The organism is Symbiopectobacterium purcellii (genome assembly GCF_052050035.1).
Taxonomy (GTDB): domain Bacteria; phylum Pseudomonadota; class Gammaproteobacteria; order Enterobacterales; family Enterobacteriaceae; genus Symbiopectobacterium; species Symbiopectobacterium purcellii_A.
The window spans coordinates 1,780,522-1,805,150 of the sequence record NZ_CP189882.1; the positions used below are offsets into that span (position 1 = coordinate 1,780,522).

Here is a 24,629-nt window from a genome sequence, read left to right on the forward strand (position 1 = left end):
GAAATAAAATTGAAGTTAGCCCTTGTCAGGGCGCGAGAAGTGTCTATACTGCGCCTCCACTGACACCGCAACAGCGACACGCAGTTGCGGTAACAGTCGGAAAGTTAGACGCGAAATTGAAAAATTAACGTTGACTTTTCAGCGGTGCAGCGTAATATACGCCTCCCGCGCCACGGTAGATGTGGTAACGCTCTTTAACAATTAATCAGACAATCTGTGTGGGCACTCACAGGACTTTATCGTAAAGCCTACAGGCTTAAAAAATAAAAGTCTTGAAGAGTGAACAACAGTTAATTCATTACGAACTAACAGTAATAATTCTTTGAGCATCGCTTCTCTTGCAGAAGCAAATCAAACTTTAAATTGAAGAGTTTGATCATGGCTCAGATTGAACGCTGGCGGCAGGCCTAACACATGCAAGTCGAGCGGTAGCACAGGAGAGCTTGCTCTCTGGGTGACGAGCGGCGGACGGGTGAGTAATGTCTGGGAAACTGCCTGATGGAGGGGGATAACTACTGGAAACGGTAGCTAATACCGCATAACGTCGCAAGACCAAAGTGGGGGACCTTCGGGCCTCACGCCATCAGATGTGCCCAGATGGGATTAGCTAGTAGGTGGGGTAATGGCTCACCTAGGCGACGATCCCTAGCTGGTCTGAGAGGATGACCAGCCACACTGGAACTGAGACACGGTCCAGACTCCTACGGGAGGCAGCAGTGGGGAATATTGCACAATGGGCGCAAGCCTGATGCAGCCATGCCGCGTGTGTGAAGAAGGCCTTCGGGTTGTAAAGCACTTTCAGCGAGGAGGAAGGCAGTAAGGTTAATAACCTTGCTGATTGACGTTACTCGCAGAAGAAGCACCGGCTAACTCCGTGCCAGCAGCCGCGGTAATACGGAGGGTGCAAGCGTTAATCGGAATGACTGGGCGTAAAGCGCACGCAGGCGGTTTGTTAAGTTGGATGTGAAATCCCCGGGCTTAACCTGGGAACTGCATTCAAAACTGGCAAGCTAGAGTCTCGTAGAGGGGGGTAGAATTCCAGGTGTAGCGGTGAAATGCGTAGAGATCTGGAGGAATACCGGTGGCGAAGGCGGCCCCCTGGACGAAGACTGACGCTCAGGTGCGAAAGCGTGGGGAGCAAACAGGATTAGATACCCTGGTAGTCCACGCTGTAAACGATGTCGATTTGGAGGTTGTGCCCTTGAGGCGTGGCTTCCGGAGCTAACGCGTTAAATCGACCGCCTGGGGAGTACGGCCGCAAGGTTAAAACTCAAATGAATTGACGGGGGCCCGCACAAGCGGTGGAGCATGTGGTTTAATTCGATGCAACGCGAAGAACCTTACCTACTCTTGACATCCAGAGAACTTGGCAGAGATGCCTTGGTGCCTTCGGGAACTCTGAGACAGGTGCTGCATGGCTGTCGTCAGCTCGTGTTGTGAAATGTTGGGTTAAGTCCCGCAACGAGCGCAACCCTTATCCTTTGTTGCCAGCGATTCGGTCGGGAACTCAAAGGAGACTGCCAGTGATAAACTGGAGGAAGGTGGGGATGACGTCAAGTCATCATGGCCCTTACGAGTAGGGCTACACACGTGCTACAATGGCGTATACAAAGAGAAGCGACCTCGCGAGAGCAAGCGGACCTCATAAAGTACGTCGTAGTCCGGATTGGAGTCTGCAACTCGACTCCATGAAGTCGGAATCGCTAGTAATCGTAGATCAGAATGCTACGGTGAATACGTTCCCGGGCCTTGTACACACCGCCCGTCACACCATGGGAGTGGGTTGCAAAAGAAGTAGGTAGCTTAACCTTCGGGAGGGCGCTTACCACTTTGTGATTCATGACTGGGGTGAAGTCGTAACAAGGTAACCGTAGGGGAACCTGCGGTTGGATCACCTCCTTACCTAATGATACTGATTCTGCGAAGTGTTCACACAGATTGTCTGATGAAAATGCTGAGCAAAAAGCACCTGTTGATGAATGAGTCTCTGACTCATGCTGATACGAACCGATTAGAGCTGTTATGTTAATCGGGTTTTCGTGTCCCCATCGTCTAGAGGCCTAGGACACTGCCCTTTCACGGCTGTAACAGGGGTTCGAATCCCCTTGGGGACGCCATACCGATAATGAGTGAAAGACATTATCACCGGTTCTGCGGAACCGACAATAACGTAAAGATGACTTACGAGTCGTGTTTACGTTATTTGCTCTTTAACAATCTAGAACAAGCTGAAAATTAAAACGAGCAATATTGGCTCACTACCAATATTGTGATTCTCTCAAGCTTTCACACCCGAAACATTTTCGGGTTGTGAGGTTAAGTGAATAAGCGTACACGGTGGATGCCTAGGCAGTCAGAGGCGATGAAGGGCGTGCTAATCTGCGAAAAGCGTCGGTAAGCTGATATGAAGCGTTACAACCGACGATACCCGAATGGGGAAACCCAGTGCAATTCGTTGCACTATCATGTCATGAATACATAGTGGCATGAGGCGAACCGGGGGAACTGAAACATCTCAGTACCCCGAGGAAAAGAAATCAACCGAGATTCCCCCAGTAGCGGCGAGCGAACGGGGAAAAGCCCAGAGTCTGAATCAGCTTGTGTGTCAGTGGAAGCGTCTGGAAAGTCGCACAGTAAAGGGTGATAGTCCCGTACACGAAGATGCACAGGTTGTGAGCTCGATAAGTAGGGCGGGACACGTGACATCCTGTCTGAATATGGGGGGACCATCCTCCAAGGCTAAATACTCCTGACTGACCGATAGTGAACCAGTACCGTGAGGGAAAGGCGAAAAGAACCCCGGCGAGGGGAGTGAAATAGAACCTGAAACCGTGTACGTACAAGCAGTGGGAGCACTCTTTATGGGTGTGACTGCGTACCTTTTGTATAATGGGTCAGCGACTTATATTCTGTAGCAAGGTTAACCGTATAGGGGAGCCGTAGGGAAACCGAGTCTTAACTGGGCGTTAAGTTGCAGGGTATAGACCCGAAACCCGGTGATCTAGCCATGGGCAGGTTGAAGGTTGGGTAACACTAACTGGAGGACCGAACCGACTAATGTTGAAAAATTAGCGGATGACTTGTGGCTGGGGGTGAAAGGCCAATCAAACCGGGAGATAGCTGGTTCTCCCCGAAAGCTATTTAGGTAGCGCCTCGTGAATTCATCTTCGGGGGTAGAGCACTGTTTCGGCTAGGGGGTCATCCCGACTTACCAACCCGATGCAAACTACAAATACCGAAGAATGTTATCACGGGAGACACACGGCGGGTGCTAACGTTCGTCGTGAAGAGGGAAACAACCCAGACCGCCAGCTAAGGTCCCAAAGTCATGGTTAAGTGGGAAACGATGTGGGAAGGCATAGACAGCCAGGATGTTGGCTTAGAAGCAGCCATCATTTAAAGAAAGCGTAATAGCTCACTGGTCGAGTCGGCCTGCGCGGAAGATGTAACGGGGCTAAACCATGCACCGAAGCTGCGGCAGCGACGCTTAGGCGTTGTTGGGTAGGGGAGCGTTCTGTAAGCCGTTGAAGGTGAACTGTGAGGTTTGCTGGAGGTATCAGAAGTGCGAATGCTGACATAAGTAACGATAAAGCGGGTGAAAAGCCCGCTCGCCGGAAGACCAAGGGTTCCTGTCCAACGTTAATCGGGGCAGGGTGAGTCGACCCCTAAGGCGAGGCCGAAAGGCGTAGTCGATGGGAAACAGGTTAATATTCCTGTACTTGGTGTTACTGCGAAGGGGGGACGGAGAAGGCTATGTCATCCGGGCGACGGTTGTCCCGGTTTAAGCGTGTAGGTGGGTGACTTTGGTAAATCCGGGTCGCTATTAACACTGAGGCGTGATGACGAGGTACTACGGTACTGAAGTGACAGATGCCCAGCTTCCAGGAAAAGCCTCTAAGCATCAGGTAACATTGAATCGTACCCCAAACCGACACAGGTGGTCAGGTAGAGAATACCAAGGCGCTTGAGAGAACTCGGGTGAAGGAACTAGGCAAAATGGTGCCGTAACTTCGGGAGAAGGCACGCTGTGCGAGGTGAAGAGACTTGCTCTCCGAGCTTTGCGCAGTCGCAGATACCAGCTGGCTGCAACTGTTTAATAAAAACACAGCACTGTGCAAACACGAAAGTGGACGTATACGGTGTGACGCCTGCCCGGTGCTGGAAGGTTAATTGATGGGGTTATCCGTAAGGAGAAGCTCTTGATCGAAGCCCCAGTAAACGGCGGCCGTAACTATAACGGTCCTAAGGTAGCGAAATTCCTTGTCGGGTAAGTTCCGACCTGCACGAATGGCGTAATGATGGCCAGGCTGTCTCCACCCGAGACTCAGTGAAATTGAACTCGCTGTGAAGATGCAGTGTACCCGCGGCAAGACGGAAAGACCCCGTGAACCTTTACTATAGCTTGACACTGAACCTTGAGCCTTGATGTGTAGGATAGGTGGGAGGCTTTGAAGTGTGGACGCCAGTCTGCATGGAGCCAACCTTGAAATACCACCCTTTAATGTTTGATGTTCTAACCTGGGCCCATAATCTGGGCTGGGGACAGTGTCTGGTGGGTAGTTTGACTGGGGCGGTCTCCTCCCAAAGAGTAACGGAGGAGCACGAAGGTTAGCTAATCCTGGTCGGACATCAGGAGGTTAGTGCAAAGGCATAAGCTAGCTTGACTGCGAGAGTGACGGCTCGAGCAGGTACGAAAGTAGGTCTTAGTGATCCGGTGGTTCTGAATGGAAGGGCCATCGCTCAACGGATAAAAGGTACTCCGGGGATAACAGGCTGATACCGCCCAAGAGTTCATATCGACGGCGGTGTTTGGCACCTCGATGTCGGCTCATCACATCCTGGGGCTGAAGTAGGTCCCAAGGGTATGGCTGTTCGCCATTTAAAGTGGTACGCGAGCTGGGTTTAGAACGTCGTGAGACAGTTCGGTCCCTATCTGCCGTGGGCGTTGGAGAATTGAGGGGGGTTGCTCCTAGTACGAGAGGACCGGAGTGAACGCACCACTGGTGTTCGGGTTGTCATGCCAATGGCATTGCCCGGTAGCTACGTGCGGAAGAGATAAGTGCTGAAAGCATCTAAGCACGAAACTTGCCCCGAGATGAGTTCTCCCTTGTCCCTAGAGGACGCTGAAAGGCCGTTGAAGACGACGACGTAGATAGGCTGGGTGTGTAAGTGCAGCGATGCATTGAGCTAACCAGTACTAATGACCTGTGAGGCTTAACCTTACAACGCCGAAGATGTTTTGGTGTTGGTGTAGAGAATCAGAACTCGTGAAGTTCAGCTTGTTGACAGATTGGTCTTGCTGGCTCGAAAGGGCGGGTGAGATGAAACAGAATATGCCTGGCGGCGATAGCGCGGTGGTCCCACCTGACCCCATGCCGAACTCAGAAGTGAAACGCCGTAGCGCCGATGGTAGTGTGGGGCTTCCCCATGTGAGAGTAGGGAACTGCCAGGTTTTTATGTCGATTATCAGACGGTGTCTGGTAATGAAAAAGTATCGGTGGAGCGGTAGTTCAGTCGGTTAGAATACCTGCCTGTCACGCAGGGGGTCGCGGGTTCGAGTCCCGTCCGTTCCGCCACCCTATTTAGGGGCGTAGTTCAATTGGTAGAGCACCGGTCTCCAAAACCGGGTGTTGGGAGTTCGAGTCTCTCCGCCCCTGCCAGATAGATCAAAAAGCCTTCCATCGAAAGATGGAAGGCTTTTTTGTTTGCTTATCGATCAGGATCAAACGGTTACGTTTTGGGAAAGGAATCTTTAAATGAACGCTATTACCGCTTTTCGTTTACGCTGGCTTGCTGCTAGTGCATTAAACTAGTTGCTGAATAGAGACTTGCATTTTTTGTCAGGCTATTGAGAATAAAAAGAGGTTTAACTTAGAGAATAAAGGTTTGAAATGATCAACAAAGAGCGGTTGTTACGAGATAATCGTTTATGTAAAGCAATCATTGGATTATCAGTCGAAGAATTGAAAAATTTAGCCGCTGAATTTTCAGCTTGTTATTTGATTTATCGGAAAAAGAATCGAAAAGATCACGAGCGGCAGATGGGTGCAGGGCAGAAAGGATTTATCCCGAGTCTGTAAAGAATTTTGTGTAAATGGCTCCATTGCTTAACCGGAGATTCGTTCTCCATACATCAACATGAATTGGCTCATAGCAGGTTTCCAGTCTCTGATTGGCAAGGTCCATTTAGCAGAGATATTATGCAAGGCTAGATAGAGTAATTTTATCACCGAGTCATCCGTTGGAAATATTCGTCGCGTTTTCGTTATCTTGCGCAATGAAGCATTTAACGACTCTATCGCGTTGGTGGTGTAGATAACCTTGCGGATCTCCGGCGGAAAGTCAAAAATGACGATGAGACGTTCCCAATTATTTCTCCACGACGGGCTGATCGTCGGGAACTGTTCATCCCATTTGGCCGCGAAGGCATCCAGGGCCTCTTCAGCGCCCTCTAGCGTTGCGGAACTATAGATGGTGCGCAGGTCAGCAGCAACGGCCTTACGCTCTTTCCAGCCGACGTAGCGCAGCGAGTTCCGCACCTGATGCACAATGCAGAGCTGTACCCGCGTATGCGGGTAAACAGCTTCAATGGCATCAGGAAAGCCTTTCAGGCCATCGCAGCAGGCGACGAAGATGTCCTTTAGCCCACGATTTTTCAGTTCTGTCATCACAGATAACCAGAACTTGGCCCCCTCAGTTTTGGCTATCCATAGCCCCAGCAGCTCTTTTTCGCCCTGGCCGTTGACGCCGAGGGCCAGATAAACAGACTTGTTGGCCACGGCTCCGCCGTCCTGGCTTTTGACAACAATACAGTCAAGGTAAACAATGGGATAAAGCGCATCCAGCGGCCGTTGCTGCCAGCGCTTAACTTCATCCATCACAGCATTGGTCACTTGAGAAATGAAGCCAGCGGAAACATCGACCCCGTAGACTTCTTTAAAGTGTGCCTGAATATCACGGGTTGATAACCCTCTGGAATAGAGAGAAATAATGCGGTCATCGAAGCCGTTAAGCTGTTTTTCGTGCTTACCGATCAGTGTCGGCTCGAAGGTACTGTTGCGGTCGCGCGGAATATCGAGCTCGATCTCCCCATTTTGGCTACGTACGCTCTTGGATGTCTTGCCATTGCGTGAGTTGCCTGAATGATTACCAGCCGGGTCATGCTTAGCATACCCAAGGTGCATCTCCATCTCAGCTTCAAGAACCCGTTCCGCCAGTCTTTTAGTCAGCACCTTGAGTAGGCCTGATTCACCCAGCAGATCCTGAGGGGAGTGACAATCTTGAAGCAGTTGGTCAATAAGTTCGTTGCTGATAGGCATTTTGTTATCCTTTGAAGGTTTTCCTCAAAATGCCATTTACACAGATTATTTTACAGTCTCTTTATCCCAACCCCATTAGATAAACTGCTTTTTATTTTATTGTATTTAAAATGTTATCCGACCTATGATTTGCAAGGACTTCTTTTTGGTTTAGATAGAACACGGGTATGTCGCTGGGTAAAAATATTATTGCCGGTTTTAGAGATGACCTTGGGGCGAGAATGTGTTTTGCCCGCTCGTCAAATTCGCTCTGCTGAGGAATTTTTTCGCGCCTTTCCTGGAGTTAAAGACGTCTTTATTGATGGGACAGAGCGACCTGTCCAAAAGCCTAAGAATCTGCGTCGGCGAAAAAAAATGTATTCGGGAAAGAAAAGACAGACCACTCGAAAAGCGCTTATTATGACTGACGAAACAAGGCAAATTGGATTTATCCCCATGAGCAAAAATGGGCGCGGTCACGATAAACGCTTACTCGATAAAGTCGATATAATTCGCCATATTCCTCCTGAGGTAACCATCTGGGCAGATACCGGTTTTCAAGGTATAGATAAGCAGCATCCTAATACACAAATTCCAAAAAAAGGAACTCGAAAAAGACCTTTATCGCCTGAACAAAAACAAGAAAATAAAATAATCTCGGGCATCCGTATTACAGTTGAACACGCCATCGCGGGTATCAAGCGCCTCGGTTGCATGACCCAAATTTTACGGAATCGTAGACCCTTTATTGATGATACCTTCTTACTCCTTAGCGCCGGTCTTTGGAATTTCCATCTCAGAACAGCGTAAAATTTACTTCAATCACCGAAACACCCTTATTTCACTATTAAGCAACACGCTTATTGTTTATATTGAATTTTATATTTTCGTGGGCACGCGCCGAATAATCGCTGACCTTCTTCTCTCACAAGCGCTGGGACTTGACATGTGACAACACCTTGACCTGCCGGGCAGAAGGATATTCCCCGGGAAACGAACGCTACAATGTAGCAGTGCTGCTGACCCGCGATGCAGGTGCAGGCACACCGGTTGACAACCAAGTGATGCTCACCTATTTGCTAGACAATGAAGGGGCATTGCCGTATCGGGGTACGCCACAATTGCTGATTGATGGTCACGCATTGGGTTCACTGCAAGTGGCTGATGTCGCTACCGATGTAAAACTGGCCCACCTGCCGATGTAAATCTGACCCACCTAGGGTAAAAATGGCAGTTTTAAGGCACTGCCAATGATGACATTGGAGACCAGAGTGGAGATTCACGTTTTACACCGTCAAGGCATGTCCATCCGCGCCATCGCGCGGCAGCTTTCATGCTCCCGCGAGACCGTTCGACGATATATCCGTAGTCCACTACCGGTGGCTGACATGCGTTACAAGCCGCGTATGCCTAGAACATGCAAGCTTGACCCGTTCAAGCCGTATGTTCTCGAGCGCGTTGCTGCTGCCAGACCACAGTGGATACCGGCCAGTGTGCTGCTGCGCGAGATAGGCCAACGGGGATATGATGGCGGCTATAGCATGCTTACCGCATTTCTACACCCCATGAAGCAGCCCGTTACTGAGGCGGTCACGCGCTTTGAGACCGAACCCGGCGTACAGATGCAGGTTGATTTCACCATCGTCAGGCAGGGCCATAACCCGTTGCTGGCCTTCGTCGCTACGCTGGGCTGGAGCCGGGCGACTTTCGTCAAGTTCTACAGCAACCAGGAGTCCGCAGCCTGGTGTGACGGCATTGAGTCTGCACTTAAGTTCTTTGGCGGAACTCCGCATCAGTTGCTGTTCGACAACGCCAAGGCCCTTTGCCAAACAATGCTTTTTACCCGTTGGAGCCACACATTCAGAACTTCATCAGGCAGGCGCTTTCCACTCACTCTTCACCTGAAATCATCAGTGGCCGTTTGCACCTGGAATTCGGTATACCTGTCAGCAAGAATACGCTATATCGCTATATCCTGCAGGAGAGACAGGCTGGCGGGGAGCTATATCAGCAACTTCCTCATCGGGGAAAACGTTACAGGTACAATGCCGAAAACCTCAAATCAGGCCCTATTCCCAACCGTGTTGGTATTGAGTATCGCCCAGCTCAAGCCGAGCTTAAACAGGAGCCTGGCCACTTCGAAATTGACACTATTTTTGGCAAAGACCAGAAGTCATTCTTGTTAACCATCGTAGATAAAGCATTGAAAACCGTCATCATTCGCAAACTGCCTAATAAGCGTGCGGAGACTGTGGTTGCTGCTTTCAGGGACATTGAAGCTAATACCTTTTGCAAGTTTAAGACCCTAACAGCTGATAACGGCCCTGAATTCGCTCTGCACGAGCAAATTACTCAAATCACAGGGGCGCAGGTCTACTTTGCCCATCCTTATCATTCCTGGGAGAGGGGCTTGAATGAGCACACCAACGGGCTGATACGACGTTTTTACCCAAAGGGAACAGACTTCAGTCAGGTCAGTCATCGTAAGATTGCCGAACTCGAACACATACTCAATACAAGGGGCAGAAAATCGCTGGGCTATCGTTCCCCCAATGAGGTATTTTTAACGCACTTACTGGTGGCATAAGCCTCTACCGTTTTGTTGCGTTTCGAGTGGGAATGGGGCCACCTGACTGTTGATGGAACAGCCGTTCTGATTCATTTGGTGTTAACCCACCGTTATACCAGTGAGGTCTGACATCGCTATAATAATGGGTTATGTAGCGAATAATGGATGATTGAGCAGTACTAAAGCTTTGGTAGCCAGTCGTTGGCACCCATTCAGTCTTCAGACTACGGAAGAATCGCTCCATCGGACTATTATCCCAACAATTTCCTCTGCGACTCATACTTTGGGTCATCTGATAACGCCACAATGCCTGCCTATACTGACGACTGGTGTAATGGCTTCCTTGGTCACTATGAAACATGACTTGTTTGGGATGCCCACGCAGTTCCCAAGCCATTTGTAGTGCTTTGGCTGTTAATTCTGAATCTGGCGAAAACGACATTGCCCAACCCACGGGTTTTCGGGCAAATAAATCTAATACCACCGCCAGATACGCCCATCGGTCGCCTGTCCAAATATAGGTTACATCGCCGCACCAAACCTGGTCAGGCTTGGTAACAGCGAACTGCCTATTGAGCAGATTTGGAATATCAATACGTTCATTTCCACCGCGGTTGTATTGATGTTTTCTTGTTTGGCAACTAACGAGGGTTAATTCTTTCATCAACTTACCCGCTAACCACCGCCCAAGTTTCACGTCGTGTGTATTGGTAACCATCGTGGCGATAGTCCTTGCGCCCGCAGACCCGCCACTAACGTTCCACGCTTCGCTGACCAGGCTACGTTTTATCGTCCGCTCAATATCTGGCTCCTTAGGTCGACACCAATAGCGATAACTGCTTCGGTGAACATTAAAAATACGACACAACGCTTTCACTGGATAAAGCGCTCTTAGCTTTTCAACTACCGAGAATTTTTCAGTGAGTCGGACATTAAGAGCGCAGTAGCCTTTTTTAAGATGGCATTCTCCATTTCCAGTCGGTGGATTTTTTTCTTCATTTCTCTGAACTCAATTTGTTCAGGTGTTAATGGCAGACCAGGCGATGTTTTCCCTTGACGTTCTAAACGAAGGGATCTTACCCACCGGCTAATCGCTGAAAGACTGACGTTCATGGCTTTCGCGGCTTCCTGGTAGGTATAATTTTGGTCAAGGACTAATTTGGCGGTTTCACATTTAAATTCAGAAGTAATTATTTTACTCATTTTGGCACCTATAAAAATTATGAGGTAAGCATATCACCTCTACTTAGGTGGCCAAATTCAGTATGCCACTACACATCTGGCCTGATAGCCAGTTCTGGCCCAGCGTGGGGGCGATCGATGACAGTTGATTTCCGGTTGCAGTCGAACCAAGGCCGCCCGTAGCCTGAGCGGAGCGTAAAATCTGGTTTCTAGCCTGGTCAGACAAGCCCTGATATTGATCTGAATTGTATAGCCAAGCGACATTATTTTGATAACAGCCAGCTATGCTTCTTTGCCGCATATCAGGGCATAGGATGTAATCATTTTTAAGTCGGTTGGCTATACCATCGCCAGAGAGCTTGCTCTGCCTCGCTCGACCATCAGCAGGGAACTCAGACGCAATACCGACCCTACTTTCAATGGTGTCTACTGCTGTAGAAGGGCGGACACTCTGGCCCGGGAACGCCGTCATAAGCCTCTGCCAAACAATGCTTTTTACCCGTTGGAGCCACACATTCAGAACTTCATCAGGCAGGCGCTTTCCACTCACTCTTCACCTGAAATCATCAGTGGCCGTTTGCACCTGGAATTCGGTATATAGCCAACCGACTTAAAAATGATTACATCCTATGCCCTGATATGCGGCAAAGAAGCATAGCTGGCTGTTATCAAAATAATGTCGCTTGGCTATAATATTCATTCAGCGCTTTATTCTGGCCGTCCAGCGTTGAGTAGTCTTGTAACTGAGTGACGTATTGCTGAGCTAATGGCGTGAATGGAGCAAGATTACCCATCACCGTTTGCCACTGTTCGCGCTGCAAATCTGTAGCTCGATTCATGGCGTCAGCTTGAGCGCCTGCGCCGTTATCACTGCTGCCACCCTTACCGCCTTTTTCAGGGCAAAATGGTTCCTCGCCGCGCAGTTTCCTGCCCAGCGCAAATGCGTATATAGCCAAGCGACATTATTTTGATAACAGCCAGCTATGCTTCTTTGCCGCATATCAGGGCATAGGATGTAATCATTTTTAAGTCGGTTGGCTATAGCATGGTTATCTCCGGTTATTGAGGAAGTCGGTTAGTTCTTCGCGAGTGGCTGAATAAAAGGTGACGTCATCAACGCCTTTGAAGTATTTCTTGATGGTGCCGATTCGATTTAATCCGATCATCGCGCAGTAGATTTGACCGTGACGAAACTTGCGAGCCGCGAACGATGTGACACACTGGACATTCGTTTCTGACAGGATGAACCTCCAGAACGCCAGACCAATATCTTTGCTAAACCCTCGCGCCTCCGGCAGATACATTGCATGGCAATCGAAAGTGAGCGGCTGAATCTCGTGGTAATAAACAACTCCGCCGAATTGACCATGTGCATTTACCTCGAAATACCTGCACTCCGGCCTGTGATCGTATCCGTCGCCGTTATTGCTTCCTGCAATGATGTCAGGGTGATTACCCACCGCTTCTATCAGGTCGATGTTGCGTGTTGGTTTTAAGCTAATCATATTCACGCCTCAGTCAATGAGTCCGTGCGACCTCAATGCATCCTCAAGCGCCTTTGTTCGCTGTCTTTCAGCGACTAGCGCGGCAGCGATGACCTGAATTTCGGATTGCGTGTAAGTGGCGCTGACAGTGAATGCGAGATCGGCATTGAATGCGCCTTTGTTCGCCGTACCGGTTGCGGCCGTCCATCCTGTTTGCCGAGGGCCTATAACTTTGGTTCCGTTGACTGAGTAGGACGTAGCGACGCTTATCGGGCTCGCGAGCGTTTGTGATGCTGTAGCAGACTTGGATACATAATCGGCCTGTATGGCACCAACGCGCGTTTGTATGGCTGTGATATTGCCCTCTGCCGTGGTTAATCGCGCCCCTTGGCTGGCAATATTTGCCTCGGATGCGGCAATCCGCGTCTCATGGTTAGCCAGCGTAGCTTCTGCTGCCGTGATGCGCGTTTCATGATTGGCTAGGCTTTGTTGAATAATTTAACCGTTTGATTTACATCTTCTTTAGTTAGAATGCATTTACAGAGAATGTATTTTGTTAGAACGACAAATCAAATAGTTAGCACAATAAAAAGCATTCCGAGAGGAAAAATTAGTCGTTGAAATTTTATAATGCTTATATAAATCAGTATCTTAAATTATTCAACAAAGCCGATTGGCTAACGTAGTCTCTGCAATATCTAACCGCTGCTCATGGTCTTCCAGTATCACATCCTGCTCGTCATTCCTGGCCTGCGCATCGTATGCACCACCCGCCGCTTGGTTGGCTTTACCTGCAACGTTGGTGAAGTCGAGCGCCTGACTGAGCACGTATTGCTGATACGCTGGAGAGAAACCTACGGGGAGCGATACGGCTTTGATGCTGATGTCGCGGACGCGAACAGGCGTTTTTAGTTTGTCATCAGCCACTCTTCAACCCTCACCTGTAGGCCTGATAACGTCACCGGGCTTTTGGTAATAATCCTGAATTTGAACCCGACGTTCTTGCGCACCCGCCCAATACGCCGCCATAGCGCCCGCTGGTCATAGCGGAACGGGGCATTCCACGGCACCATTTGTTCGCGGCCGTAGTTGATCCCTTCAGTGGTGGCAGAGATAAACAGCCGTTCAGCAAATTGAGCAACGCCCGTCGATACCTCTAATTCGAGATCGAAAAGTCTCGCGTTATCCGCCTTGATGAGCGGGGAATAGAGTAGGTGCTCTTGTTGTTTCCCGTGCTGCGCAGATGATGCAAAATTAAGCTGTCCGGTCACAGATCCCAGCTTATCGCCGCAAGCGATAGCGCCACCTTCGTAGATGAAATCAATCACTCGATAGATATCATCAAACAGGCCCGTTTTCAGGATGGCCCATTGCGGCCCGTTCTCGCTCACTGACGCATCAAACACCAATACATGGCGCGGCAGGTGGATAATCAGCAGTTCGTGAGAGTCAAACCGTAGTGACTCCATGATTCCCGTCTCCAACTCAGCGTTGGAGTACTCACGTAGTGTTTTCTCAACCGTGGCTGATGCGATGGGTTTAGACTGACCGGAGTCAATCAGGTAGACAGAAGGAGCACCTGTGGCGGGGTTGCTGATGATTGCGAACGCATCCATGTACGAACATTTGCAGAACGTTCCGGCAATGCCTTTCGTGACCATGTACGCAGGGTTAGCGATGTATACCGCCTGACCTGCGCCAGTGTTGCCAGTAAGAGAGAAATACTCAATCGTGGTGGTGCCGAAACAAACCACCATGTCACGCCATGAACCAACACCAATGATGCCGTCCGGCTGTGATTCAGCTCGGTATTCAGCGCTATACTTGTCTGGAAAAGCCTCGTCATCTAAGTCAGAGATGAAAAACGAGTCGGTGCCATCCTTCGACCACACGTAGTTACCGCGTGACCAGCAGATATCCCGCGCAGAGCCCAATTCATACTGCGTGTTGCCACTCGATACAGGCCAGTTTGCAACGGTTTTCACCGCGCCATCGTAGCCATACTGCACAACCTGTCCGCCGACAATCACCGCCTGATATGCCCGACTATGCGCCATTGGCACACGACCTGAACCGGACACCGAACCCACCACTGATTGACCACGATACAGACTACCACCACAAACGCGGTAGACGGCATTCTGAGCGGTGTTGAACTGACCGCCACGCGATACACCTGCAACGTCAGATCGCTTGTCTATGCCGGGGAATGAGCGCAAATATCCGTTACTGTTGAGCACCTGCTTAGGTGTCGCCAGCATATTGACCGGAAGCAAGTCAACATAGTCTGCATCACGGAAGTTTTTACCGTTACCTTTCATTAACGGAAGCTGTTGGATTGGCATGATTACCTACTTATTCGGCGTGTCTTTCTCGATGTAGAAACGGCCCCACGTAAATGCAGAACGGTTTCCCTCACCTACTGGCATGTCGTTACGGCGCTGTAATGGGGGGATCGTGGTTAGAGCGATGCAAATTGATTGATATGCGGTATCGGCGGCGGTCAGCAGCGCATCTGATGGCTGTATCACGTTATCCATGCAGATTTGAACTGCTAATTTCAGCGATACGCCGTCATATGCCCATGCCGGAATGCCAGACTCGTCATCTGGTAGCGGGAACTCACCGTTTTCCACATCAGCGAACAGATAGCCAAGGTCAATGCCCACCGCTAACCACTGAGCCATCATGTCTTCGAGGTCTTGAATTGAGTCCTCAACGGCTTGTGGTTCGGCGTCTGTTAGCGTGGCGTTGGAGTACAGTCCGGCTTTACGCAACGCCTTTAGAACCAAATCACCCTTTGTTCTCGCCATCTTGTGCCACCTTTGGTTTTGGCCCCGGCTTCTTTTTCTGCTCGTCAGTTTCAGCCGGAGTTTTTACCCAACCCTCAGCCAACTTTCCCTGAATATCACCATCACCCACGATGATGTAGTCCAGCGAGAACGGGCCGCATTTGATGGTCGTTCCTCGCTTATATAGCCAAGCGACTTAATTTTGATTACACCATATGGACTGAGAACAAACTCTCTGTATCGCAACCCATCTCTCTTTTTTTGCTTTTTGCTTGTGCCCATTTATGCTCAATTGGGTTAAGATCTGGCGAATATGTAGGCAAATACTCCACCATATACCCTGCATCGATGATGACTTGTTGAATATTATGTTTTTTGTGAAAAGTGGCATTGTCCATCATGATTACACTGTTTTTAGGGAGTACTGGGATAAGGACTTGTGTGACCCAGGCATAGAAAACATCGCTGTTAATATTGATATCAAATAATCCGATAGCAAACAGCGTTGTGCCTAATAAAGCGCCGATAACATTTGTTCTTCCCCTAGCTCCCCAGTTCTTCAGGCCAAAACACCGTTGACCTTTTGGGGAATAGCCGTGAGTCCGTGGGGCATCGTGTGAAAAACCACTTTCATCAATAAAAACAATAGGTTTACCTTCTTTTTCATACTGTTGTTTTTTTTGTTGAAATCCCTGCCGGGCGTTTTCGTCGGCTTTCGGATGACGTAGAGTTTTTTTTATAGGTCAATCCCAGCTTTTTAAGCGCTTGCCAAATGGCCTTCTGACAAACGCCAAAACGCTCTGCACGTTCTTTTTGGTAAGCATCTGGATATTGTTCAACATCTTTTATCAACTCGGATTTATCGATCTTTCGCTGACGCGTGGTCGATGCTTTTGACTCTATTTGATTAATCCAACGCGATACAGAGGCAGGGCCAATCCGAAATTGCTTCGCTGTTTCTCGGATACTCAACCCTTCGTTTTTCCGTGTAGATATCACTTTACGTCTAAAATCAATTGAATAGCTCATTTAAATAATAAGCGTGTTGCTTAATAGTGAAATAAGGGTGTTTCGGTGATTGAAGTAAATTTTATGCTGTTCTGAGATGGAAATTCCAAAGACCGGCGCTAAGGAGTAAGAAGGTATCATCAATAAAGGGTCTACGATTCCGTAAAATTTGGGTCATGCAACCGAGGCGCTTGATACCCGCGATGGCGTGTTCAACTGTAATACGGATGCCCGAGATTATTTTATTTTCTTGTTTTTGTTCAGGCGATAAAGGTCTTTTTCGAGTTCCTTTTTTTGGGATTTGTGTATTAGGATGCTGTTTATCTATACCTTGAAAACCGGTATCTGCCCAGATGGTTACCTCAGGAGGAATATGGCGAATTATATCGACTTTATCGAGTAAGCGTTTATCGTGACGGCGCCCATTTTTGCTCATGGGGATAAATCCAATTTGCCTTGTTTCGTCAGTCATAATAAGCCCTTTTCGAGTGGTCTGTCTTTTCTTTCCCGAATACATTTTTTTTCGCCGACGCAGATTCTTAGGCTTTTGGACAGGTCGCTCTGTCCCATCAATAAAGACGTCTTTAACTCCAGGAAAGGCGCGAAAAAATTCCTCAGCAGAGCGAATTTGACGAGCGGGCAAAACACATTCTCGCCCCAAGGTCATCTCTAAAACCGGCAATAATATTTTTACCCAGCGACATACCCGTGTTCTATCTAAACCAAAAAGAAGTCCTTGCAAATCATAGGTCGGATAACATTTTAAATACAATAAAATAAAAAGCAGTTTATCTAATGGGGTTGGGATAAATCCTTTCTGCCCTGCACCCATCTGCCGCTCGTGATCTTTTCGATTCTTTTTCCGATAAATCAAATAACAAGCTGAAAATTCAGCGGCTAAATTTTTCAATTCTTCGACTGATAATCCAATGATTGCTTTACATAAACGATTATCTCGTAACAACCGCTCTTTGTTGATCATTTCAAACCTTTATTCTCTAAGTTAAACCTCTTTTTATTCTCAATAGCCTGACAAAAAATGCAAGTCTCTATTCAGCAACTAGTTTAATGTAATCAAAATTAAGTCGTTTAGCTATAGAGCATGGTTTCTGACATGGTGTTCTCCAAAAAAAGAAAGGGGCCGAAGCCCCTAACTGTTACTGCTTGCCAAACACGATCCCGACATACTCAGGAACCAGCACAGAGCAACCGTACAGCGTGGTGAAACGCGCCGTTGTGGTGCCTTTGATGTGGTCGAACGCATACGACATGATGAGCGTAGCGCCCTGCTCAGTCGTTGCAGTCATGACCTGTGGCCCCTGCCCGGTAGGGAATGCCAACTTGCCGTACATCAACTCAACTGAGCCGTCAGCCCAGAAGATGTTGGTTGGCGCTGCGTTAGCGTTCAGGATGGTGATAGCTGCGCCGTTTGCCGCGTTTGCGTTAACGTTCGCATACGGACGGCTCGCTACGTCTGCGTTGTTCGGCGGCAAAATCTGCGGGGTGATGGTCGCAGTGACACCGCTCACAGCCAGAACGCGGAACACCTGCAACTGATCCGTATAGCTAAACGACTTAATTTTGATTACATTATTTAAATGAGCTATTCAATTGATTTTAGACGTAAAGTGATATCTACACGGAAAAACGAAGGGTTGAGTATCCGAGAAACAGCGAAGCAATTTCGGATTGGCCCTGCCTCTGTATCGCGTTGGATTAATCAAATAGAGTCAAAAGCATCGACCACGCGTCAGCGAAAGATCGATAAATCCGAGTTGATAAAAGATGTTGAACAATATCCAGATGCTTACAAAAAAGAACGTGCAGAGCGTTTTGGCGTTTGTCAGAAGGCCATTTGGCAAGCGCTTAAAAAGCTGGGATTGACCTATAAAAAAAACTCTACGTCATCCGAAAGCCGACGAAAACGCCCGGCAGGGATTTCAACAAAAAAAACAACAGTATGAAAAAGAAGGTAAACCTATTGTTTTTATTGATGAAAGTGGTTTTTCACACGATGCCCCACGGACTCACGGCTATTCCCCAAAAGGTCAACGGTGTTTTGGCCTGAAGAACTGGGGAGCTAGGGGAAGAACAAATGTTATCGGCGCTTTATTAGGCACAACGCTGTTTGCTATCGGATTATTTGATATCAATATTAACAGCGATGTTTTCTATGCCTGGGTCACACAAGTCCTTATCCCAGTACTCCCTAAAAACAGTGTAATCATGATGGACAATGCCACTTTTCACAAAAAACATAATATTCAACAAGTCATCATCGATGCAGGGTATATGGTGGAGTATTTGCCTACATATTCGCCAGATCTTAACCCAATTGAGCATAAATGGGCACAAGCAAAAAGCAAAAAAAGAGAGATGGGTTGCGATACAGAGAGTTTGTTCTCAGTCCATATGGTGTAATCAAAATTAAGTCGCTTGGCTATATTTGGCGTTTTCTTCTGACCATTCACTGAGCCTTTGCTGAAAAACAGCCTCGTCATAGTCAATGCCATCATCAGACAACTGAGGCATGCGCGGTGCTTGCGTTGGGGCTTGCTGCTGCGGTTGCGGAGATTTGGTGCGCAACTCTTTTAGCTCGCGGTCTTTCTCCCTGATGGTGTTACGCAGATGCCGAACTAATGCCGGATCTTTCTCTTCTTCACTGGTAGGCGATTCCAGTTTTTCATCACCGAAATAGAACTCTTCTTCGTCATCGCCTTCATCTTCTGGCTGTTGCTCGGTGCCTTGACCTTGCTCGTCATCGACGTCTGGTTGCTGACCTGCATCATCTGGAATTTGCTCAGGTGATTGCTCTTCGATTTCCACTTCTGGTGATTGGTTTTCTGCCTGTTGTTCCATGATTACCCCTGATTTACTCGATTGTTATGCCCATCGGAAGGCAATAGAGTGCCGTGCCTCATGGTGACGGTGTGGCGTGGTGATTTGGTTGGATCACTGTTGAGGTTGTTGCGTTTGCGCAGTTCGGAGAGCGTTAGCTACATCCATCTGCTGGTTATGGCCCTGCGATTGAGTTTTCAGGACTAATTCAGCATCAGCACGGGCATTGTCTCCTTGCTTATTCTGGAAGTCTGAAAGCATTTTGAGGGCTTCACGAATATCTTGTTTCTGCTGGCTATCCGCCTGAGCGAGAATCTTAACCACATTGGCGGCGGCGACTTGCGCGTCGGTCTGCGCTTGGAATGCCTTGACCTGAATCGATAGCTGCTCATTCTGCGCTTTCTGCAATTCAGCTTGGCCTTGCATGAGGACGCCCTGAGCCTGAACCATTGCCGGGTCTGGTTGTTGCTGTTGTTGCTGCTGAGCCTGTGCAACCGTCTGCTCTTCTTCCGGCGTCTTCGGCTTGACAGCGCCAGACAGTAGCATTTGGTTCCTGTTGAACTCTTTCAGGTCGCTAATACCTTCGCCATCCATGTTATCCAGAATCATACTGGTAACGATGTCGTGTTTCGGTGTGCCAGGCGGTAACAGCGAGAGCATATTGAGTAATGATTTCACTGTAGCATCGCGGCGCGTGGCGAATGACTGCCCAACATCAACGGTCACTTCGTACTTACCCTGCGATAGGTCGTTTAGCGCTACCTCTCGGCCCGATTGACGATCAACTACCGAGCCATTCAGTAACACCATGTCGTCGCTACCGTCTTCATTGACTACACGCATCGGCGTATCACTACCGTACACCTCGCGAGCCATGCTCAACCAGACCACACCAGCACGCCGCATAGACTTAGCCATGTTGTCCATGTAGACATATGACTGCGTGTCCATGCGGTTAAATATCGAATCGACGGTTTCCGAGGCTACGTTGCTCGGCATATTCTCCATCTGATTCGCGCCTGTTATTTGCTGGATGGCTGTTCCGGTGTACTGGAGAAGCCCAGCTAACGCAGGTGGCATCTGAGTTGGCGGCGTGTATCCGCTGACCTCTGCCTGTGCCACTACCTGCCCGTCTTTAGAGCGCATGCTCTTCATGGGGAGATACGCAGGACGTTTCTTGTTACGCTCTGCCCAATGTGGCGCTAGCGGGCTGGGAATGAATTCAACATCGACGATAGGAATGCCGTCACCACCTGCTTGCGTAGCGTTATCAGCGATCATCGACACCATCAGGTTTTCTAACCTCTGAGCATCCATCGCTTTAGCTGCGTGTCCTTCGATGCGCTCCATGTTGTCAACGAATGAGCGACGACCGTAGACAGGGATTAGCGGGATGTGTTCACCGGGGATGCGTTTAGGTTCTTCCAGCCATTCCGCGCCGTCCATCAAACCACAGTAAACGCGACGTTTCTTAACCTCACGTTTACCGATTTCCTCAAAGCCGCCCTCTGCCAGTTCGTCAATCACATCGGCTATCTGGTCACTATCGTATGTCGCTGCTTCGTTCGTGATCGGATTGCGGTAAGCGGTAAGAGTGACTTTCTCAATGCGCACCTCATAGTAACGCGCAACATAGATGGCATCAGGCGTACACCAGTCAAACTGTGTGCCAGTGTCGCTCCTGTCCATGCTTGCCATCAAAGCCTTTGGATACTCAGCTTTGAATGCAACTGGCGTCATGGAGAACATCTCAAGCGCCCACATCGCATCGCTGCGGTCATACTGCTTGCTGTCGAGGTCAAAGAACACGCAGGTTGCCGCGTCGTACACAGGCAATAGGCTAATGCGTCGCTGCTCGTTTGACGGATCCATTTCGTCTTCATAGTCAGCACACATGCGGAAACATCCAAACCCGCCCACTACAGCATCATCGAATGCGTTATCACACGCCTCGCCGCCTGATGTTTCCGAGTAATCAGCGCGGAACTTGCCGTTCATCTTCTCCGCGAGTTCTTCCGATGCTTGGCTTTGTTGAATAATTTAACCGTTTGATTTACATCTTCTTTAGTTAGAATGCATTTACAGAGAATGTATTTTGTTAGAACGACAAATCAAATAGTTAGCACAATAAAAAGCATTCCGAGAGGAAAAATTAGTCGTTGAAATTTTATAATGCTTATATAAATCAGTATCTTAAATTATTCAACAAAGCCCCGATGCTTGCCCGTCTTTCGGCCTGAACCTGACACTGATACGGTTCTGTCGGTACTCGCTGATAATGCGATCGCACTCTCGCGCAACCTTATTCAGTTCAAACCGTGGGTAGTGCTCGAATCGCCCTTCTTCAAATGAATACCCGGCATTCGTCGAACCTTCCCACTGTGCGCCAGCGACACGAACAAACCGTTGCGCCTCGACAATCTTCTCGCGCACTTTCTGACTACCAGACCACGCTTTATCAAAGTGGGTTCTGGCCTGAACGTGCCACTTAGCCAATTTGTCAGTTGATTGTTTTTTATCTGCCATATCAGCCTACCCCACAGGGGATTGAATAGTTTGAATAGTCCGGTTCTATCGCCACAGAAGGGCAATGCATGCACATCATCAGGGAGTCGGCCAGGTTAGGTGATGGAATGCCGAGCTTATTTTTCATATCGACTTTCGTCATAAGCTCCAACTTACCGTTGCCATTAAACTTGCGCTGAATCTGCGTTAACTCTGCGAATAATTTCTCAAGCATCTGATCGCCTATCGCCTCTTTGTCGAAGCTCAGCATGTCATCAGGGTTTGCGTAATCGCCATGCACTACTGCGCGATATGTCAGATAAAGCCTGTCAGCCAGCGCGTAATAGAATTGTGCTCTCTTATTACGGAACACGTCGCCGATGGTACGGATGTTGTCACCATCGACCACCTCATCAGACCACGCGCCAGACTGATACGGAGCGTCCTCATCGAATGGGGATTCGCTCCCCTTGAACATGGTCGCGGTGATTTTCTTGCCAGTAAATGCGTCTGTAACCTGCCTGCGTAGTCCAGCGCCGAGCCCGTCACCATCCCAAAGGAAGTGATCTGCGCCATCGGCAATCGCTAAATCAGTGGCCCAATCAGCACCATCGTTAACATCAAGAGGCGTAGGCTGCGAGGCAAGAGGCGTAGGCGGCGAGGCAACACGCTTAACTACCGAGCCATGCCGCATCGCATAACCCTTATCATCTGGCCCCGTATCTGATGGGTCATGCGCAGCAACAACAGCGCCCTTAGCCTTCCAGCCAAGCTCAATGTGTGCGTCGGTGGCAGCCTCTAGCCATTCGCGCTTGATGATTGCCATTTCGCTTGCACTTACTGGCTCACCCAGCCAGATATGACGATACAGCGTTGGATTGCGCCGCTTGCATTCCTCCATCTCCAACCGAAGAACTTCGGGAAAGTGCGGATTGTCCGTGTAGTTGACCGTAAGCAAACCAATGTCATCAGGAGGCGTAACAACAAACCGCTGATAGGTATCATCAAGGATGTTTTTCGGGTTGAAGCTCACCCATATTTCAGACCCAGGCTTTCGGATAGTCGGGACTAAAATGTCCCATGACTCTTTAGTTACGGCTTCAGCCTCTTCCACCCAACAGATGTCTATCCCTTCGAGAGATTTAATCTTTGTCGGATTGTTCTTGATGCCGTAGAACATGAACTCAGCATTAGTGCCAAGGTGCCGTATCATTGAGCGCTGGATTTCGAACTCAGCCGTGTAGCCTTCACGCTCTATCGTGTCCTCAAGCAAGCGGATAACTGAATCGCTGATGCTGTTTTGTAACTCACGCGCACACAGAATGCGAATTGATTGGCGCCTTGCACCTTCAACAAGAAGCCGCGCTATTGCCCATGACTTACCGCTACCTCGACCGCCCTTAGCGACCTTATAGCGATGCGCCTTGATGAACGGTTGAAAGATAGGGTTAATCGTTGTCATTTTCCGAATAGCGTGCTCATAGGAGAGGTTTCAATTTGGATAGCGCCGCCGTCTTTTCCGACCAGTTCATTAGTTACCTTGTCGCCATACTTGCGGGGATTCATTCTGGCCAGCGCCCACTTGCGAGTGTCAACGCGAAGCCTTGCCTTGGCCACTTCAGAGGCTTCTGGAATCGCACTGTCAGCAATTTGGAATATCTCTTCGAAAATATAATCCGCTCGCGCCTCTGTTGCCTTCGCGTACTTGTCTCTAAACTCTTCATACTCTGACAGCCAGCGAAATACAGTAGCCTTTGCTGGCATCGAGGGTCGATTGCAAACCTTGACCAGGCTTTCTCCGGAGGCAAGCAGCGCACAGATATCATCAGCCACCTCCGGCATGTAATCGGACGGGCGACCGACTTTATTTTTTGTCTTTGTCGCCATAATCATTCCCTCAGAAAAGTGTCAGCGCTTCTTTAGCGTCCTGAATTGCCTTGAGTGTACGGGCCACAACTTCACGTTCAGTCGTTGCTAGCTTGTACTGGTCTTTGAACAGTTCCAGTTTCAGCAGGTCATCACCGACAAATTCAATTGCCGCTTGAGCTGCTGCGGTATCGTTCATGACTGGGCGCAACAATTCGAGACGAGTTGATTGTTGTGCTGTGAGTGACGCTGTACCGCCAACGCTTCCGCTTACTAATTCTGTCATTTAGAACAATCCTCTGAATAAAAAATGCCAGCCCGGTAGATCAGGATACTGGCATGGGATAAAACCTATATAAAATTCTGTCAATACAGTGATTCATGTGCTTTTTTACCGCATTTGGCATAGAGAAGTACGATGATGGAGGCTAACGCTTTTTCTGTAAGCCCAACCCCTACCTGAACTCTGCCATCAGAAAGGTATCCATGGCTTTGTTGAATAATTTAACCGTTTGATTTACATCTTCTTTAGTTAGAATGCATTTACAGAGAATGTATTTTGTTAGAACGACAAATCAAATAGTTAGCACAATAAAAAGCATTCCGAGAGGAAAAATTAGTCGTTGAAATTTTATAATGCTTATATAAATCAGTATCTTAAATTATTCAACAAAGCCAATGCCTTGTGCAACAGCGCAAGACGTGGTTACTAAGTCAAATTTTTTTATTTCGACTAATTGCATTGTGTATTCCTTTTGGAAATGACCCTCAGCGCCCAGAAATGACAGCCCATAGAAGCTCACCAGCTATACTGGCATTCCTCTGAGAGTCATTTCCAAACAGGATCTATGGTGGGTTATCGCCGGGCTTGGCGGATTTACTTTCTTGCTTACTTTTTTACTGCGACGTTACTTTAAGAGCTTCTATTTCTTCTCTCGCTAAATCTCTGGCTAGCTTTTCACATTCTTTGTAGACCGCACGCGATACATGCTTTTTAAGTTCTTTTACCAGGTATTTTCTCATAAGAATGCTACGCGATAATTTGGGCTTTGTTGAATAATTTAACATGCTGATTTACATAATTATT

Annotated in this window: 20 protein-coding genes, 3 tRNA genes, 3 rRNA genes and 7 pseudogenes; 13 read left to right on the forward strand and 20 right to left on the reverse strand. The window is 48.6% G+C overall.

Annotation, left to right across the window (positions count from 1 at the left end):
* Nucleotides 1-360 precede the first annotated feature (360 nt).
* From ACQGXV_RS13080 to ACQGXV_RS13110, 7 genes are all read left to right on the forward strand, one after another.
* A 16S ribosomal RNA gene (locus ACQGXV_RS13080) occupies nucleotides 361-1,902 on the forward strand.
* A gap of 139 nt (nucleotides 1,903-2,041) precedes the next feature.
* Nucleotides 2,042-2,117, forward strand: a tRNA-Glu gene (locus ACQGXV_RS13085).
* Between the two features lie 197 nt (nucleotides 2,118-2,314).
* Nucleotides 2,315-5,222: ribosomal RNA gene (locus ACQGXV_RS13090) — 23S ribosomal RNA — on the forward strand.
* Nucleotides 5,223-5,336: 114 nt separating this feature from the next.
* Nucleotides 5,337-5,452, forward strand: a 5S ribosomal RNA gene (gene rrf, locus ACQGXV_RS13095).
* Together the 16S, 23S and 5S rRNA genes with 3 tRNA genes alongside form the textbook arrangement of a ribosomal RNA operon.
* Nucleotides 5,453-5,499: 47 nt before the next feature.
* A tRNA-Asp gene (locus ACQGXV_RS13100) sits at nucleotides 5,500-5,576 on the forward strand.
* A gap of 8 nt (nucleotides 5,577-5,584) precedes the next feature.
* Nucleotides 5,585-5,660, forward strand: a tRNA-Trp gene (locus ACQGXV_RS13105).
* A 231-nt stretch (nucleotides 5,661-5,891) separates the two neighbouring features.
* A complete protein-coding gene (locus ACQGXV_RS13110; RefSeq protein WP_440863498.1) occupies nucleotides 5,892-6,080 on the forward strand; it encodes a hypothetical protein in 189 nt (62 codons plus the stop codon).
* Nucleotides 6,081-6,107: 27 nt separating this feature from the next.
* Here ACQGXV_RS13110 and ACQGXV_RS13115 read toward each other — a convergent pair whose 3' ends face one another.
* Entirely contained in the window at nucleotides 6,108-7,319 is a 1,212-nt protein-coding gene (locus ACQGXV_RS13115) for an IS256 family transposase (protein ID WP_440862551.1), read from the reverse strand.
* Between the two features lie 84 nt (nucleotides 7,320-7,403).
* Here ACQGXV_RS13115 and ACQGXV_RS13120 point away from each other — a divergent pair, with 84 nt between their 5' ends.
* The 4 genes and pseudogenes from ACQGXV_RS13120 (at nucleotide 7,404) to ACQGXV_RS13135 (ending at nucleotide 9,885) form a co-directional block, all read left to right on the forward strand.
* Entirely contained in the window at nucleotides 7,404-8,108 is a 705-nt protein-coding gene (locus tag ACQGXV_RS13120) for a transposase family protein (protein WP_440867409.1), read from the forward strand.
* Between the two features lie 101 nt (nucleotides 8,109-8,209).
* Complete coding sequence (locus tag ACQGXV_RS13125) at nucleotides 8,210-8,503, forward strand: DUF1176 domain-containing protein (protein ID WP_440867410.1); 294 nt, start codon at nucleotides 8,210-8,212, stop codon at nucleotides 8,501-8,503.
* A gap of 48 nt (nucleotides 8,504-8,551) precedes the next feature.
* A pseudogene (locus ACQGXV_RS13130) lies at nucleotides 8,552-9,070 on the forward strand (helix-turn-helix domain-containing protein); the annotation flags it as partial.
* 50 nt (nucleotides 9,071-9,120) lie between these two features.
* Nucleotides 9,121-9,885 carry an IS30 family transposase gene (locus ACQGXV_RS13135; RefSeq protein ID WP_440866609.1) on the forward strand — a complete coding sequence of 255 codons (765 nt, stop codon included), beginning with the start codon at nucleotides 9,121-9,123 and terminating at the stop codon, nucleotides 9,883-9,885.
* A gap of 4 nt (nucleotides 9,886-9,889) precedes the next feature.
* On the opposite strand, the gene ACQGXV_RS13140 is transcribed toward ACQGXV_RS13135, so the two are convergent.
* From ACQGXV_RS13140 to ACQGXV_RS13200, 13 genes and pseudogenes are all read right to left on the reverse strand, one after another.
* Nucleotides 9,890-11,070, reverse strand: a protein-coding gene (locus ACQGXV_RS13140; protein WP_440866610.1) for an IS3 family transposase whose coding sequence is annotated in 2 segments (ribosomal slippage) — nucleotides 9,890-10,827 and nucleotides 10,827-11,070 — 1,182 coding nt in all. Because the reading frame shifts where the segments join, the coding sequence is not laid out codon by codon here.
* Nucleotides 11,071-11,143: 73 nt separating this feature from the next.
* Nucleotides 11,144-11,299 (reverse strand): annotated as a pseudogene (locus ACQGXV_RS13145) (DNA transfer protein); the annotation flags it as partial.
* Between the two features lie 436 nt (nucleotides 11,300-11,735).
* Nucleotides 11,736-11,999 (reverse strand): annotated as a pseudogene (locus ACQGXV_RS13150) (DNA transfer protein); the annotation flags it as partial.
* Nucleotides 12,000-12,098: 99 nt separating this feature from the next.
* On the reverse strand, nucleotides 12,099-12,554 hold the full coding sequence (locus ACQGXV_RS13155) for a DUF2824 family protein (protein WP_440866611.1): 456 nt from the start codon (nucleotides 12,552-12,554) through the stop codon (nucleotides 12,099-12,101).
* Between the two features lie 9 nt (nucleotides 12,555-12,563).
* A pseudogene (locus tag ACQGXV_RS13160) lies at nucleotides 12,564-13,016 on the reverse strand (phage tail protein); the annotation flags it as partial.
* A 177-nt stretch (nucleotides 13,017-13,193) separates the two neighbouring features.
* Nucleotides 13,194-13,460, reverse strand: coding sequence for a hypothetical protein (locus ACQGXV_RS13165; RefSeq protein WP_440866612.1), 267 nt, complete (start codon nucleotides 13,458-13,460; stop codon nucleotides 13,194-13,196).
* Nucleotides 13,442-14,878 carry a packaged DNA stabilization protein gene (locus ACQGXV_RS13170; protein ID WP_440866613.1) on the reverse strand — a complete coding sequence of 479 codons (1,437 nt, stop codon included), beginning with the start codon at nucleotides 14,876-14,878 and terminating at the stop codon, nucleotides 13,442-13,444. The genes ACQGXV_RS13165 and ACQGXV_RS13170 overlap by 19 nt, the downstream gene beginning before the upstream one ends.
* 6 nt (nucleotides 14,879-14,884) lie before the next feature.
* Nucleotides 14,885-15,346 carry a packaged DNA stabilization gp4 family protein gene (locus tag ACQGXV_RS13175; protein WP_440866614.1) on the reverse strand — a complete coding sequence of 154 codons (462 nt, stop codon included), beginning with the start codon at nucleotides 15,344-15,346 and terminating at the stop codon, nucleotides 14,885-14,887.
* A complete protein-coding gene (locus tag ACQGXV_RS13180) occupies nucleotides 15,327-15,455 on the reverse strand; it encodes a hypothetical protein (protein WP_440866615.1) in 129 nt (42 codons plus the stop codon). Before ACQGXV_RS13180 ends, ACQGXV_RS13175 begins: the two co-directional genes overlap by 20 nt.
* A 76-nt stretch (nucleotides 15,456-15,531) precedes the next feature.
* Nucleotides 15,532-16,065 carry an IS630 family transposase gene (locus tag ACQGXV_RS13185; protein ID WP_440862665.1) on the reverse strand — a complete coding sequence of 178 codons (534 nt, stop codon included), beginning with the start codon at nucleotides 16,063-16,065 and terminating at the stop codon, nucleotides 15,532-15,534.
* Nucleotides 15,989-16,354, reverse strand: coding sequence for an IS630 transposase-related protein (locus tag ACQGXV_RS13190; RefSeq protein WP_440862584.1), 366 nt, complete (start codon nucleotides 16,352-16,354; stop codon nucleotides 15,989-15,991). The genes ACQGXV_RS13185 and ACQGXV_RS13190 overlap by 77 nt, the downstream gene beginning before the upstream one ends.
* Nucleotides 16,355-16,415: 61 nt before the next feature.
* Complete coding sequence (locus ACQGXV_RS13195; protein WP_440862939.1) at nucleotides 16,416-17,315, reverse strand: transposase family protein; 900 nt, start codon at nucleotides 17,313-17,315, stop codon at nucleotides 16,416-16,418.
* Nucleotides 17,316-17,490: 175 nt separating this feature from the next.
* Nucleotides 17,491-17,895: pseudogene (locus tag ACQGXV_RS13200) on the reverse strand (P22 phage major capsid protein family protein); the annotation flags it as partial.
* A 36-nt stretch (nucleotides 17,896-17,931) separates the two neighbouring features.
* On the opposite strand from ACQGXV_RS13200, the gene ACQGXV_RS13205 reads away from it, so the two are divergent.
* Together ACQGXV_RS13205 and ACQGXV_RS13210 are read left to right on the forward strand one after the other, a co-directional pair.
* Nucleotides 17,932-18,297: an IS630 transposase-related protein gene (locus tag ACQGXV_RS13205; protein ID WP_440866616.1), complete on the forward strand. Its 366-nt coding sequence runs from the start codon at nucleotides 17,932-17,934 to the stop codon at nucleotides 18,295-18,297.
* Nucleotides 18,221-18,754 carry an IS630 family transposase gene (locus ACQGXV_RS13210; RefSeq protein WP_440862665.1) on the forward strand — a complete coding sequence of 178 codons (534 nt, stop codon included), beginning with the start codon at nucleotides 18,221-18,223 and terminating at the stop codon, nucleotides 18,752-18,754. Before ACQGXV_RS13205 ends, ACQGXV_RS13210 begins: the two co-directional genes overlap by 77 nt.
* Nucleotides 18,755-18,760: 6 nt before the next feature.
* On the opposite strand, the gene ACQGXV_RS13215 is transcribed toward ACQGXV_RS13210, so the two are convergent.
* From ACQGXV_RS13215 to ACQGXV_RS13240, 6 genes and pseudogenes are all read right to left on the reverse strand, one after another.
* Nucleotides 18,761-19,192, reverse strand: a complete 432-nt coding sequence (locus tag ACQGXV_RS13215; RefSeq protein ID WP_440866617.1) for a hypothetical protein — start codon at nucleotides 19,190-19,192, stop codon at nucleotides 18,761-18,763.
* 93 nt (nucleotides 19,193-19,285) lie between these two features.
* A pseudogene (locus tag ACQGXV_RS13220) lies at nucleotides 19,286-21,205 on the reverse strand (portal protein); the annotation flags it as partial.
* A 185-nt stretch (nucleotides 21,206-21,390) separates the two neighbouring features.
* Nucleotides 21,391-21,697 (reverse strand): annotated as a pseudogene (locus ACQGXV_RS13225) (portal protein); the annotation flags it as partial.
* Nucleotide 21,698: 1 nt separating this feature from the next.
* Nucleotides 21,699-23,138: a PBSX family phage terminase large subunit gene (locus ACQGXV_RS13230; RefSeq protein WP_440866618.1), complete on the reverse strand. Its 1,440-nt coding sequence runs from the start codon at nucleotides 23,136-23,138 to the stop codon at nucleotides 21,699-21,701.
* Nucleotides 23,135-23,563: a ubiquitin carboxyl-hydrolase gene (locus tag ACQGXV_RS13235; RefSeq protein WP_440866619.1), complete on the reverse strand. Its 429-nt coding sequence runs from the start codon at nucleotides 23,561-23,563 to the stop codon at nucleotides 23,135-23,137. Before ACQGXV_RS13235 ends, ACQGXV_RS13230 begins: the two co-directional genes overlap by 4 nt.
* Nucleotides 23,564-23,573: 10 nt before the next feature.
* Nucleotides 23,574-23,828, reverse strand: coding sequence for a DUF2560 family protein (locus ACQGXV_RS13240; RefSeq protein WP_440866620.1), 255 nt, complete (start codon nucleotides 23,826-23,828; stop codon nucleotides 23,574-23,576).
* Between the last annotated feature and the right edge of the window lie 801 nt (nucleotides 23,829-24,629).